Below are 12,453 nucleotides of genomic sequence, written 5' to 3'. Positions count from 1 at the left end.
GAGTCGACTCACCCTCTACTATCCGCCAGCCGGGCAAAAGGTTGGGAATCAAAAAATGAACCGCAGAGAACGCAGAGGATAAAACAGAAAATCAAACCGCAGAGGGCGCAAAGACCGCAGAGGACAAACCTTGATCGTTCTCTCTGCGCTCTCCGCGTTCTCTGCGGTTCAATGTCTTTTTATGCTTTTCCTCGGTGGTCTCTGTGGTTAATGCCCTTTAAAACGCGGCCGTGAGACCGTCTTTGCGCGGATCGCTGCCGCCGAAGAGCACGCCGCCCTCCGCGCGGATGATCTGCCCGTCGCCGAACAGGCCGCGACCGCTGCCGCACACCGGGCGCACGCGATGTCCCAGCTCGGCGAGGCGCGCCATCGTCTTGACCGGGATGCCGTCCTCCAGCGCGAGCACGCTGCCGCCCGTGCCGTCTTCCAGACACCAGCGCGGGCGATTCAACGCCTCTTGCGGGTTCAGTCCATCGTCGAGCATGGCGCTGATCACTTGAAAGTGTCCCTGCGGCTGCATGAAGCCGCCCATCACGCCGAACGACGCCCACAGGTCGCCGTCGCGGGTCGCCATGGCAGGGATGATCGTGTGATACGGGCGCTTGTTGGGCGCGAGTTCGTTGGGGTGCCCCGCTTCCAGCGAGAACAGCGCGCCGCGGCTTTGCAGGAACACACCTGTCCCCTGCGCGACGATCCCCGTGCCGAAACCCGTATACAGGCTGTTGATGAACGAGCAGGCGTTGCCGTAACCATCGACTACACTGAGGTAGACCGTATCCGACGAGCGGATCGGACTGCCATAGTCCGGCGGCTGCATGGCGCTGTTGGGCTGAATCAGCTTGCGGCGTTCGGCGGCATAGGCATCGCTGAGGAGCCAGTCAAGCGGTGCGGGATTGGTCGCCATGTCCGCGACGTACTGGCGCGCATCGGCGAAAGCGAGGCGCATCGCTTCGACCATCAGATGCAGGCGCTCGGGTGAATCCCATGCCAGCCCGGAGAGCTGGAATTCCCCGGCGATATTCATGGCTTGCAGCGCGGCGATCCCCTGCCCATTGGGCGGGCATTCGTACACACGCACGCCGCGATAGGTGGTCGAAATGGGGTCGTCCCATGTCGACCGGTGATTCTTCAGGTCGTCATGCGTCAGGACGCCGCCCTGTTCCTGCACCGTGCGCACAATCGCGTCGGCGATCGCGCCGGTGTAGAAGGCCGCCGCGCCGCCTTCCGCGACCGCGCGCAGCGTCCGCGCTAAGCCCGGCAGCTTGACGATCTGGCCGACCTCCGGGGAACGACCATCAGGCAAGTAATCTTCGGTGTGCGGGCTGGTCTGCAGGAACGACTCGGCGCGTTTCCACCCCGCCCCGAAGACCGGATGCACAGGGAAGCCGTCTTCAGCATAGTGAATGGCATCGCGCAGCACGTCCGCCAGCGTCATGCTGCCGTGTCGCGTGAGTAGGTCTTCCCAGCCCGCCGCCGCTCCCGGCACGCTGATCGCATGCGGCGAGCGAATCGGGATCTCGCTGAGGCCGCGTGAGCGCAGATAGTCGGCGGTGAGCTGACCCGGTGAACGTCCGCTCCCGTTCAACGCGGTGACCTGCTTGGTCTGGGCATCGTAGAACAGCGCGAAGCAGTCCCCGCCGATCCCGGTCGAAGCCGACTCGGTCACATTGAGGACGGCGGCGGCGGCGATGGCCGCATCGGCAGCGTTGCCACCCGCGCGCAAAATCGCCAGCCCGGCCTGCGAGGCCAGCGGATTGCTGGTCGCGACCATGCCGCGTCGCCCCACCACCATCGACCGCCGGGATTGAAAATCAAAACTCATGGTATTCATGCTATCTTTCCATCATCTATGTAGGGACGCCCGTTTGGACATCCGCGGCAATCCATGTTTTTGACGGACGCGCAGCCCCGCATCCCTGCAGGACTACGCTTTCGGGCGCAGCCACCCATAGCCATACGGCGGCAGGGTGAACTCCGATGTCACCGCCACATCAGGCTGTAACACATTCTCGAGTGTATCCCATTCCGGTAGATTGATCGTGAGCGGTTCATCCGCCAGATTATGCAGCGCGAGCAGGCGTCCGTCCGGCGTATTGCGCCAGTACGAGAGTGACGACAGCGGGGTGTCTTCCAGCCAGGTCAGCCTACCTTTGGCGAGGAACGGCAGTGCCTTACGCTTCAGGATCATGTGGCGGACGGTGTGCAGGAGCGAAGTCTGATCGGCCTGCTGCGCCACGACATTGACGTTTTGGAAGCCATAGATCGGATCGCGGATGACATCCGCGTAGAGCGCGTCGGACTGCGTGTTAGAAAACCCCGCGTGCGGCGCGTCTTCCCACTGCATGGGCGTGCGTACGCCGTTACGGTCAGGCAGGTTGATATTGTCGCCCATACCGATCTCGTCGCCGTAATACATGACGGGCGCGCCGGGCATGGTAAAGAGCAGCGAATGCATCAGCTCGATCTTGCGGCGGTCGTTGCCCATGAGCGGCGCCAGGCGGCGGCGAATGCCGAGATTGAGACGCGCGCGGTGATCCGGTGAGTAGTAATTCCACAGGAATTCACGCTCCTCCGGCGTGACCATTTCCAGTGTGAGTTCGTCGTGATTGCGCAGGAAAGTCGCCCACTGGCCGTCCTCGGGAATCTCGGGCGTGTTCGCCCAGATGCCGCGTACGGGGTGCGATCCCCCTTGGCGACCGCCATATACAGACGCGGCATGATCGGGAAATGGAAGCACATGTGCAGTTCGTCGCCGTCCCCGAAGTAAGGCAGCAAATCCTGTGGCCATTGATTGGCTTCTGCCAGCAGCAGACGGTCCGAGTAATGCGCGTCGACGAACTGGCGCACTTTCTTCAGAAAAACGTGCGTTTCCGGAAGGTTTTCGCTGTTCGTGCCCTCGCGTTCATAGAGGTAGGGTACGGCGTCCAAACGGAAACCATCCACGCCGAGGTCGAGCCAGAACTTAATAGCCTTTAACATCTCGTCCTGGACGCGTGGGTTATCGTAGTTCAGGTCGGGCTGGCTGCTGTAGAAGCGATGCCAGTAGTATTCGCCGGTGGTCGCGCTGTAAGCCCAGTTGGAGCCTTCCGTGTCGATAAAGATGATGCGCGCCTCTTTGTATTTCTCCGTGTCGTCCGACCACACGTAGAAGTCGCGCATGGGCGAGTCTTTGGTGCGGCGCGCCTCCTGAAACCACGGGTGCTGGTCGGAGGTGTGGTTCATCACCATGTCGACGATCAGTTTCATCCCCCGGCGGTGAATCTCCTCCAGCGTCATGGTGAAATCTTCAAGCTGACCATACGTTGGGTGGATACCATAGTAGCTGGAGACGTCATAACCGTCGTCTTTGAGCGGCGACTGGTTGATCGGCAGCAGCCAGATGCAGTCGACGCCCAGCCACTGCAAATAATCTAGTTTCTGCCGCAGCCCCGTGAAATCGCCGTGACCATCCCCATTGCCATCACTGAAAGCGCGTACATACAGTTCGTAGAAAATTGCGTTTGTGTGCCAGTCCATTTCTCACCGTTTCCCACAGAGCAACATCCGTTACGGATAAGCGTTCGGGTAAAAGCCGTGCGCAGCGAGGTGTCCAAAAGAGCTGGTTGCTAAGGCAGCAAGCAAGCGAAATGGGGGCGGGGGCGGCAGTCGTCTCTAACCTACTCAATCGGTCTCTCTCTACAAGTTTATCCATAATCCCATCGTCATATATAACGGGCTCGTCGGTAATAGCCAGCAGTTTGTCAGCCTTCTCTCACGAAGTCCTAACATCTACCAAGAATGATCTCGGCGTTAAACTCGTTGAGATAACGCTTGTTTGGAGGAAATCTATGCGTAAAGTTTTCGCACTGGTACTACTGCTCTCTCTGTTGGTCGTGGCGACCTCTGTCTTCGCGCAGGAAGACAACGTGATCGTTGATGGCCTGCAAAACCCGCGCGCGATCTACTTTGATGACGCGGGCACGCTCTATGTCGTCGATGCGGGCAACGGGGGCGATCAGGAAGCGCCCGGCGATTTTGGCCCGGTGGCCTATGGTTACTCCAGCGGCGTATGGACGCTTGAGCAGGGCGCGGAAGAACCGAGCGAATTGATCGGCGGCCTCATGAGCATGGGCTACTTCCAGAGCATCATCGGCGCGGCAGATGTGGCCGTCACCGAAGATGCGATCTGGGTGCTGCTCTCGCTCGGCGCGGACGATAATGATGATGCGACCCATACTAGCGGGATCGTCGCCTATGATCGCGAGACTCTGGAAGAAATTGCTTTCGTCGATCTTGGCGCGTTCGAAGCCGAAAACAACCCCGACAACGATGAAGTGGTGTCGAACCCGAACGACATGGCGATCGCGCCCGATGGCACGGTCTACATCGCCGATTCGAGCGGCAATTCGCTGCTGAGCTGGACGGAAGCCGATGGCGTGCAGTTGGTGAAAGCGTGGGAAGATCTGCCCGTGCCGACCGCGGTTGATGTGGCGTACGATGGCAGCGTGTACGTGAGCTTCCTGTCGGCCTTCCCGTTTGACCAGGGCACGGCGCGCGTCGAAAAGTGGGTGGATGGTGCGCTGGTTGAAACCTACAACGATCTGACGGCGGTCACCGATGTGTTCGTCGCGGCGGATGGGACGGTCTACGCGGTACAGATGTCGTCGGGCGTGAGCGATACCGGTTGGGTTCCCAATTCAGGCACGGTCGTGGCCATTTCCCCGGATGGTGTCATCACCGACTTGGTCACCGACCTCAACTTCCCCTATGACATCGCGCAGGATGCGAATGGCGTGCTGTATGTCACGCTGAACGCGGCCTACAGCGAACCGGGCACGGGGCAGGTCATTCAGCTCGCCGCGGGCTGAGATCCAGCGCCCGTGGGCGTCTGCACAACTTGAGGAACACAAAACGGACGAGAGGCTTCTCGTCCGTTTTTACTTATCAGTTGAGGAACGGCTTATTGCTGTTCGCTGTCGCCGCTGGACCATGTGCCGAAATCGGCGCTGCTGCCCGTGCCGTTGCCATTCGCTTCGGCGGGTGGCGGCGGGGCGCTGATCGATTTGGGCGCGGGGGCTTTGATATCCGCGGGCTTGAGCGGCGTGAGCGGCTGGCGCACATCGGCGGCGGTGACCTTGAGCTCTTGCATCGTCTCTTCGAGCGGCTTGGTGAGCGGGGCGGCGGCGCGCCCGATCTCTTTGGCGATGCTCTGACGCGTGGGGAGTTCCTGCGGAACTTTCACATCCACCCCCGCCGCATCGAATTCCTTTTGCAACTGCTTGGCGGTTTCGACCCACATTTTGCGGATGACCCCGACGTAGCGCCCTAATTGATACGACCACGCGATCATGCGTTTCGGGCCAGCCACAACTACCATAATCAGCAGGATCGCGAGCAGTTCCCAACCACCAACACCAAGAATGTCCATTGCCTTACACCCTCTCCATCACCCCTTAAGGATACTACAAATTGGCACAGGAACGAGGCGCGTTACACTTGTTCCAAAATCACAAGGAGTTGCTATGCTCGCGTTCACCATCATCAAGGGCTTGATCAAACTGCTCCTGACAACCAAAACTAAGCGTTCCGGCGTGACCGGCTACCTCGCGGTGGGCAGTAATGGCTTCGAAGACTATGTCGCGATGGGCAGCGGGCTGCGCCAGCACGGCTACCCCGCGCCGGAAAGTGACCTGAACGTGGCCATCGGTGGTGGTGGCTACAGTCAAATCGGGCGGCTGGTGGTTGGCGGTCAGGGCGAAGGCGGCGGCAGCACGGCGGAAGACGCCTACTTGATCAGCAGCGTGGGCTCGGGCGGGGGCTTCGGCGTGTTCGGTTGGCTGCTCATCGATTCCCGCGTGGCTGCGCGTGTATCCGCTGGTGGGTGTGGGCGGGCGCGGTTCCGGCGTCAGTGTGCGCCCTAAGAACAACACGTCGCGCGGCGTGAGTTCTAGGCTCGGGCGGCGCGAACCTCGTCGCGGGCGTTGGCCTCGAAGTCCGCATCCCCTTCAGCCGCTCGTTCCGCCCAATGATCGGCGCAGATCGGCTGGCAGTGGCAGCCCGCGGGCGGGTGGCAAAGGTGATCTCAGCGTCGAGCCGGGAAGAATTGGGCTTGCGTCCGACCTCCGCACCCTACATGCGGGTGCTGATTGGTTTGGGCGGGTAAATCCGCTATCCTGTGACAATCGATATGGGTGGGGACGCGCAATCGCGTGTCCGCTGCTGGCTATTGTTGAGCGCAGACTGGATTCCCATGACGCAGACGCACGAACTCACCATTCTGATCGACGACGAAACGCGCCGCTTATCCGTGCCTGTGGGCGCGAATTTGCGGCGCGCGCTGCTGGAAGCTGGCATTTCTCCTTATGGCGCGGTCACGCGGTCAGTCAACTGCGGCGGGCGCGGCCTGTGCGCGACCTGCGGCGTGCAGTTCGAGGCGGGTGAACCCGAGCCGATCCACTGGCATGACAAACTGGCGAAGGCTGGCGGCTATCCGCGGCTTTCGTGTCAGATCAGCGTGGATCGTCCCATGACGATTCGCATGCTCACCGACAAGCTCCTCTGGGGCAAACTGCCACGCTGATCACGCCTCCAATTCGGCGATAAGGTCGGCAATCGCGGTTTCCGGGTCGGCGGCCGTCCTTTGCTCCACCACTCGGTTTCGCGGCGCACCTCCTTGAGCTGTTGATAGTCGGGTCGTGCTCGCCTTCCAGCGTGCCGAGCGTCTCGATCACCCCGCCGATCTCCGCGGGCGCGCGGCGTCGCGCCTTGCTGATGCAGCACCCGCGCGGAGTTGGGCAGCACATGTGCCATCCGCGGCTTGGTCTTCCGTGTCCAGCGCGATCCGCAGCGCCTCCGCCAAAACCAGACCAAGCCGCGCGATAGCCGCCAAGCGCGCGTGAAGGTCAGCCCGAGCGACGCCAGATTAATCGATCGGATGGATACGGTCATCCAGCCGCACAGCGACGCGAGACTCTCTTCGTAAGTGGCGCGCATTGGCGCGCCGTCTGTGTGCCACCCAGCAAATCGCCAAGGCTGTTGAGCGCATGGGCGAGTTCGACGTTCGTCGTTGCGCGCGCGATTGATGCTAATCGCTTCTTCCATGTGGGCGCGGGCGTCGCCGTAGCGCCCCTGAAGTTCTTTGGGGCTCGCGCCGAGGCTTGCGGAGCCGCCCGCGCCGCGCGGATGCTGTCGCCCAACTGCCGGGGAGACGCGCAGCGCCTCGCCGAAGCGCGTCTCCGCTTCTTCGTAGCGTCCGCGGCCATAGTGCAGCATGCCGAGGTTGTTGAGGCAGTCGTGCCAATCGGATCGCCGATCACGCGCATGATGCCGAGGCTGTCTTCGTAGTAACTGCGCGCGCGGTCGAATTCGCCCAATTGATAGTAGGCGGTTCCAGGCGGTTGTAGGTCAGCGCGATGCCACGGGCGGTTGCCGACTTCGCGCGGTAGAGGTCGAGGCCCCACTCCTCTTGCAGCTTGATCGCGGGCTGGTATTCCGCCCAGGCCGTAGAGAGCGTGATGCCAAGGTTGCCGAGCACAGCCGCCCGGTCGCCGCGCGTCGTGTTTGATCGCCAGCGCCTGCTCGTAGACCTCTTTCGCGCGCCTGGTCGCCGCGCAAGATGAGCACGCTGCCGATGTTGCTCAGCTGGTGGCCTCGTTGGCAATATCGGTCTGCTGCCTCGCGCGAGATCGAGTGCTTGCTGCGCGTACTGCGTCGCGAGTTCCCATTCGCTTTTGTGGCGCATGATTTCGCTCAGGCCGGTGTAGATGCGCGTGCGCATGGGGGCGTCCGCGCCCGTCAGCGCCACCTGATAGTGATCCGTCGCTAGGTCAAACTGACCGCGGCGCAGCGCGGCCCTCGCCGAGCAACAGCGCGAATACGCGGGTTCGGTCAAGGTCGTGTGCAGCGCGAGATGCAGCAGCCGTTCGGCGCGGTCGTATTCCGCCGTCAAGCGGATGAGGTATTCGCCCGCCCGCAGCGCATACGTGAACGCCCCACGGTTCGCCCGCCTGCCGCCAGTGTTCGGTCAGCCGTTCGGCACAGGCCGGATCGTCTTTGTAAGTCACCGATGCCTTCGGCGATCTGGCGGTTGATCGTTTCCCGGTAAAGTCGCTCCGGCGATCTCTTTGAGCAGGAACAGGCGCAGCTTTCGTGCGCGAAGCGCCACGCGCCATCCGCCACCTCAATCACCGCAGCATTGGCGCACGCGGTCAGCCACGCTTCGACATCGGTCACGCCGGAGCGCGGGCAGCAGCTTAAAGTTGATCCGCGCCGGCCACCGCCTGCCGCAGTGCCGGACGCGCCGATCGGTACGCAGGCGCAGCATGCGCCGCCGCACCACATCCTGAATGCCGCCTGCAATTACGCTCTTGGGCAGCGTTGCGCGCCCGACTTCACTCATGCCGCCGGATTCGTCGAGGAGCACGCGCACGACTTCCGTGATGAAGAAGGTGTTGCCCTCGGTCTCTTTCTTGATCAGGTCGAGCACAAATTCCCTGCTTACCCGCTTCGCCGAGCATCGCCTCGCTGAGCGCCGTCGCGATCTCGGCGTCGCTCAGCCGCGCCAGCTTGACCACGCGCGCCCCGGCGATCTGTTCCGGCAGTTTGGGCGCTTCGTCGTCGCGGTACGAACCGATGATCAGCCACGACCGTTCGCTGGCGAAGGTCAGCAGTTGTTCCAGCACGTCGAGGCTTTCCTCCGCCCACTGCAAATCTTCGAGCAGAGCAGCACGGGCTGCGTCTGGCGCAGAATCGTCGTCGGCGATGGTCAGGTACGAGGCGTTGATGGCGAAGCGCGGCCATCGAGCGGCGGCGCTTCCGGGCGGCGTGCGCCCCAGCAGCGCGCCGATATCGGCACGATGGCGCGGAGCACGCCCGCTTCCAAGTCACCGGGCGGCGTAGCTTTCAGCACCAGTCGGCGGACACTTTCGCGCCAGTTCATGGGCGTGCTCGGTTGGGAAGCTGCCCGCGTAGCACCAGCGCCCTTGACGAGCGCCTGAATGCGCAGTTCTTCCAGCAGGCGCGACTTGCCCACGCCGGGATTCGCCGCCGACCAGCCACGCCGATCCCGCCCCACCGAACGCGGCGGTATCGAGCGCCTGGCTGGGCAGCGTCATTTCTTCTTCCTCCGTCCGACGAAGGTCGACGCGCGGATGTAGCTTTCGCGGATTTTGCGGCTTTCGGCGGCAGCGGCTCGGTGACCGCTTCGACCAGCGCTGCCAGCGCGTGATCCGCCGTTTGGAAGCGTTCTTCCGGCTTTTTGACCAGCAGCCCCACTGGCACCGCGCCGATCTTTTTCGGGGAGCGGCGGGTTATCCGGGATGTGGCTGTAAATCATTGATGGGCTGCGCGGCGTTCTCCATGTTATAAGGAACTGACCGACGGACATCTCGTACGCCATCACTTCGACCGAATACAGGTCGGAGGATCGACGGCGAAGAATCGGTCAGCAATTCCGGCGCGAGGTAGGCGAGCGTCCCGGTCATGCCGGTGGTATCGTCGTTCGGCATGTTCTTTTCGAGCGCGAGGCCGAAATCCAGCACTTTGACGCGCCCGCTCGGTTCAACCAGCACATTCCCCGGCTTCAGGTCACCGTAGAATGACGCCGCGCCGATGCAGCCGGGTAAGCGAGGGCGCGCAGCGTTTCCGCCTAACAGGCCGCGCCTGCTCCGACGGCGGGGCGCCGAGCCGCAGAGGTCGGCGTGCGCGCGTCGCGCAGCAGATCCATTGTAGGCGGCGAGCGCTGCGCGTCGGAAGCCACAATCGATCACGCTGATGATGTTGGGGTGGCGCAGCGAGGCCAGCGTGCGAAAATTCATGCGGAGGGCGACGCGCAGATGAATCAGGCGTGTCCTCTTCCGGGGCGTCGGGCAGCGAAACGCGCTTGAGCGCCAGCATCTGCCCCGTCAGCCGGTCTTCCGCGCGGAAGACCGCGCCCATCCCCTGCGCTGAGCGCTTCGTGAAGTCGATACCGGATTTGCCGATGACGGTCGTTTCGGAATCATGCCCGGCCGATCGGCTGCTCTCCCCCACCAGCGCCGATCATACCCGATCAGATGAGTCCTGCCTACCCGTCGCTCTGGTTTTATGATGAGCCGTGCATATAAGAAGCGGCCTGAAGATTCGCAAGTCGTCTCGGAGGGGCAAGGCGCGCCGGTAAGTGCGTAGACCACTGTGAAAATGGGTTACAGGTCGGTTTTGGGATTTTGCGGACGCGATAAATCGCGTCCCTACGAGAAGATTGTTTTTGTGTAGGGGCGCACCGGTGTGCGCCAAAACCAGGTCGACACAGAGGTCATCCCCGACATGCGGACCTTCAGGCTGTTTAAGACGGGTTGAAGTGATCAGAACTGCGTCAGGTCGTCGGTGCCCATGATCAGCGTCCCCGCCCCGAGCCAGCGTGCGCTCGAACGCGTCGTCGCGCTGATGATCGGCGCATAGCCGAAATCGCGGGCGGCTTTGTCGTGATTGAACCAGAAATCCCGGCTGGTCGCGGCGACGGTGTAGCGGCTGAGGACGGGCAAACGCTGCCGCCCGATAAGCAGGTGGAGTTCGCTGCCTTGCGCGAGGATTTGGGCTGCGCCCGCCGGGAGCGTGGTCGTCTGATAGGTGAGGTTGAGCGCGGTGAGGTGGCGCTCGAAGAAATCGAAGGAGTTATCCGGCGCGTGGTCGGTGATGAAGTAGCACTGCCCGGCGAGCGGCTGCCCACCGCCAAACGGTCGACAGCCAGCGCAAACGCATGGGCCGCATTGTCGATATAGACGTGATTGAAGCGCGCGCCCGTTAACCGATGCGTGTAAAGCGCCCCGAGCGGTCGACCAGCGGAATGACATTCGGGAAACGGTGCTTGTCGTGTTCGCCAGCACAGCCCGCCATGCGCGGGGAACGGGTGGCCAGGCTGCTCGCTGTTCGCGGCGATCACTGCCTGTTCGCCGAGCGACACCGTCTCAATGTAGTAATCGAGATGCTGCGCCGGATACAGCGGCTGCTTTCATCGCCAGCGCGGATCGGCGTGCCGTCAAACACCGCGTCAATCGAGCCCGTGTAGATGAGCCGCGGTACATGGATCGCCCGGCACGCGTCAATGAGTCTGCTGCACCGAGCACATTGATGTCATACGCAGGCGAAGGTTTGACGAGTGGGTAGTTGATTGACATAGGCTACGGTCTGGATCACGTCCATGCCCGCGCAGGCGCGTGGCAAAACCTCGGCATCACGCAGGTCGCCACTCTGGCGAGGTCACGCCGCTTTCCGGACGGGCAGCAAATCAAAGCTCGTCGCCCGACCGACCTGCCAATTGGAGCAAACGAGCGAACGCGCGTCCCAACATCCCCGCGCCGCCAATGACCAGTACGTGCATGCCTGTCACTCCCGCTGCCTGGGCAGATCGCCGACCGTGTACTATCGGTATACGGAGGGAGTCGCGCACAGACTTGAGTTGCCCTCTCAGTTAGGAGGAACCGTCAGGCGCAGGGTCGCGAAAAACCGTATGCACCCGCGGCGTGGCGCTCTGCGATCATTTTGGTCGTCGATGTAAGCTGACCTTGTAAGTAAAAAGTGGTAGATTCTGTTTGAAAATCTTAACTTAAAATTTACGCTTCTTTCGTTTATGTTGGTAAACAGACACTGAAATCTGATTAGATGGTACAAGCGCCATGATGTTTTCAGTCGGTCTGCGCGGAGAAATCCACAAGAATGGCGCGCGACGCTGGATATCGTTCGCTGCGGCGCTACTGCGCAAGGGTGACCTCCACGTTTCTCGCGCTCATCGATCTCAACCATGTTTCGTTCATTGGGACGACTGCGCGCGTCAGATTCGCCGAAGCCTCACGAAGTTACCTCAGGTCAAAGAACTGCTGTTTGTCGCCAACCGAACCCCACATACGGCAAGCCGTGCACGCCAGTCGCGGTGCTCCGGTAAACCGCACGCCATCCATATATTCAGCAGCGTCGACGGTGCGCGTCAATACGTCGAGCAAGCGACCATTGCTCAATGCGTCATGTGAGCATACTGCACGAGAGATCACTTCAAAATCGGAGTCTGTTGACCTCACCCTAGCTCGCCTCTCCGCACGGAGGGCGAGTTACCAGGTAAATACACCGCGTTACCGCGGGATATACACCGCGTTGGTGGCACGGGATCTGCTGGCCGGTACGCGATCACCACGCCACGCAGAAGTCGCCCGCTGAAGTCGGTGATGAACCACGTCCCGCCGGGAGCGCCACGGGAGCTGCGTCGCGAGATCCGGTTGGTAGAACAAGGAACACGGCCGCCGGGAATCTGGTACACGACCGCGTTGGTCGGCAGCGGGTAAATGCGCATCGACGGAAGCGGGCCGCTGCCAGCGTCATGAAGAGGAAGGCAAAACCCTCCCCATAGCAACCGGCTCGCCGGGTTCAAGCGTGGGATCATGATGGTATAGGTCACTTCGCCTGCAAATAGATCTGGCCGTCGTCGTCAAAGTTGGCGAGACAGTT

The 12,453-nt window shown here is 61.9% G+C and carries 17 protein-coding genes; 5 read left to right on the top strand and 12 right to left on the bottom strand.

Annotated features, from left to right (window positions below):
• Nucleotides 1–217: 217 nt before the first annotated feature.
• The 3 genes from ggt to IPK17_RS19460 form a co-directional block, all read right to left on the bottom strand.
• Complete coding sequence (gene ggt, locus IPK17_RS19470; protein WP_343419362.1) at nucleotides 218–1,831, bottom strand: gamma-glutamyltransferase; 1,614 nt, start codon at nucleotides 1,829–1,831, stop codon at nucleotides 218–220.
• A gap of 93 nt (nucleotides 1,832–1,924) precedes the next feature.
• Nucleotides 1,925–2,485, bottom strand: a complete 561-nt coding sequence (locus tag IPK17_RS19465) for an alpha-amylase family glycosyl hydrolase (RefSeq protein ID WP_343419361.1) — start codon at nucleotides 2,483–2,485, stop codon at nucleotides 1,925–1,927.
• A complete protein-coding gene (locus tag IPK17_RS19460; protein ID WP_343419360.1) occupies nucleotides 2,455–3,516 on the bottom strand; it encodes an alpha-amylase family glycosyl hydrolase in 1,062 nt (353 codons plus the stop codon). Before IPK17_RS19460 ends, IPK17_RS19465 begins: the two co-directional genes overlap by 31 nt.
• Nucleotides 3,517–3,827: 311 nt before the next feature.
• Between IPK17_RS19460 and IPK17_RS19455 the strand changes: the two genes are divergently transcribed.
• A complete protein-coding gene (locus tag IPK17_RS19455) occupies nucleotides 3,828–4,847 on the top strand; it encodes a ScyD/ScyE family protein (RefSeq protein ID WP_343419359.1) in 1,020 nt (339 codons plus the stop codon).
• Nucleotides 4,848–4,939: 92 nt separating this feature from the next.
• Here the strand turns inward: IPK17_RS19455 and IPK17_RS19450 are convergent, their stop codons facing one another.
• Nucleotides 4,940–5,407 (bottom strand): Sec-independent protein translocase subunit TatA/TatB, encoded by a 468-nt coding sequence (locus IPK17_RS19450; protein ID WP_343419358.1) that lies wholly within the window; start codon nucleotides 5,405–5,407, stop codon nucleotides 4,940–4,942.
• 94 nt (nucleotides 5,408–5,501) lie between these two features.
• Here IPK17_RS19450 and IPK17_RS19445 point away from each other — a divergent pair, with 94 nt between their 5' ends.
• Nucleotides 5,502–5,900: a hypothetical protein gene (locus tag IPK17_RS19445; RefSeq protein ID WP_343419357.1), complete on the top strand. Its 399-nt coding sequence runs from the start codon at nucleotides 5,502–5,504 to the stop codon at nucleotides 5,898–5,900.
• Between the two features lie 329 nt (nucleotides 5,901–6,229).
• The gene (locus tag IPK17_RS19440) at nucleotides 6,230–6,559 is read left to right on the top strand and encodes a 2Fe-2S iron-sulfur cluster-binding protein (protein ID WP_343419356.1); all 330 of its coding nucleotides are present in this window, start codon (nucleotides 6,230–6,232) and stop codon (nucleotides 6,557–6,559) included.
• Here the strand turns inward: IPK17_RS19440 and IPK17_RS19435 are convergent.
• From IPK17_RS19435 to IPK17_RS19420, 4 genes are read right to left on the bottom strand one after another with little or no spacing between them, the layout of a single operon-like run.
• Entirely contained in the window at nucleotides 6,484–7,344 is an 861-nt protein-coding gene (locus IPK17_RS19435) for a tetratricopeptide repeat protein (RefSeq protein ID WP_343419416.1), read from the bottom strand. The two genes, IPK17_RS19440 and IPK17_RS19435, sit on opposite strands and share 76 nt — an antisense overlap.
• Nucleotides 7,292–7,927 (bottom strand): hypothetical protein, encoded by a 636-nt coding sequence (locus IPK17_RS19430; protein WP_343419355.1) that lies wholly within the window; start codon nucleotides 7,925–7,927, stop codon nucleotides 7,292–7,294. Before IPK17_RS19430 ends, IPK17_RS19435 begins: the two co-directional genes overlap by 53 nt.
• Complete coding sequence (locus IPK17_RS19425) at nucleotides 7,924–8,211, bottom strand: hypothetical protein (protein WP_343419354.1); 288 nt, start codon at nucleotides 8,209–8,211, stop codon at nucleotides 7,924–7,926. The genes IPK17_RS19430 and IPK17_RS19425 overlap by 4 nt, the downstream gene beginning before the upstream one ends.
• Nucleotides 8,159–8,464: a hypothetical protein gene (locus tag IPK17_RS19420; protein WP_343419353.1), complete on the bottom strand. Its 306-nt coding sequence runs from the start codon at nucleotides 8,462–8,464 to the stop codon at nucleotides 8,159–8,161. Before IPK17_RS19420 ends, IPK17_RS19425 begins: the two co-directional genes overlap by 53 nt.
• On the opposite strand from IPK17_RS19420, the gene IPK17_RS19415 reads away from it, so the two are divergent.
• Nucleotides 8,448–8,975, top strand: coding sequence for a hypothetical protein (locus IPK17_RS19415; protein ID WP_343419352.1), 528 nt, complete (start codon nucleotides 8,448–8,450; stop codon nucleotides 8,973–8,975). The two genes, IPK17_RS19420 and IPK17_RS19415, sit on opposite strands and share 17 nt — an antisense overlap.
• A gap of 113 nt (nucleotides 8,976–9,088) precedes the next feature.
• On the opposite strand, the gene IPK17_RS19410 is transcribed toward IPK17_RS19415, so the two are convergent.
• From IPK17_RS19410 to IPK17_RS40630, 4 genes are all read right to left on the bottom strand, one after another.
• Complete coding sequence (locus IPK17_RS19410) at nucleotides 9,089–9,313, bottom strand: hypothetical protein (RefSeq protein ID WP_343419351.1); 225 nt, start codon at nucleotides 9,311–9,313, stop codon at nucleotides 9,089–9,091.
• A complete protein-coding gene (locus IPK17_RS19405; protein ID WP_343419350.1) occupies nucleotides 9,288–9,794 on the bottom strand; it encodes a protein kinase domain-containing protein in 507 nt (168 codons plus the stop codon). Before IPK17_RS19405 ends, IPK17_RS19410 begins: the two co-directional genes overlap by 26 nt.
• A gap of 525 nt (nucleotides 9,795–10,319) precedes the next feature.
• On the bottom strand, nucleotides 10,320–10,808 hold the full coding sequence (locus IPK17_RS19400) for a Rossmann-fold NAD(P)-binding domain-containing protein (protein ID WP_343419349.1): 489 nt from the start codon (nucleotides 10,806–10,808) through the stop codon (nucleotides 10,320–10,322).
• 85 nt (nucleotides 10,809–10,893) lie between these two features.
• A complete protein-coding gene (locus tag IPK17_RS40630) occupies nucleotides 10,894–11,025 on the bottom strand; it encodes a hypothetical protein (RefSeq protein ID WP_350341642.1) in 132 nt (43 codons plus the stop codon).
• A 96-nt stretch (nucleotides 11,026–11,121) separates the two neighbouring features.
• Here IPK17_RS40630 and IPK17_RS19390 point away from each other — a divergent pair, with 96 nt between their 5' ends.
• On the top strand, nucleotides 11,122–11,322 hold the full coding sequence (locus IPK17_RS19390) for a hypothetical protein (protein ID WP_343419347.1): 201 nt from the start codon (nucleotides 11,122–11,124) through the stop codon (nucleotides 11,320–11,322).
• The last annotated feature ends 1,131 nt before the right edge of the window (nucleotides 11,323–12,453 follow it).

Source organism: Candidatus Flexifilum breve (assembly GCF_016713355.1).
Note: the sequence above shows the minus strand (reverse complement) of the source record. Positions and strands in the feature narration are given on the sequence as shown.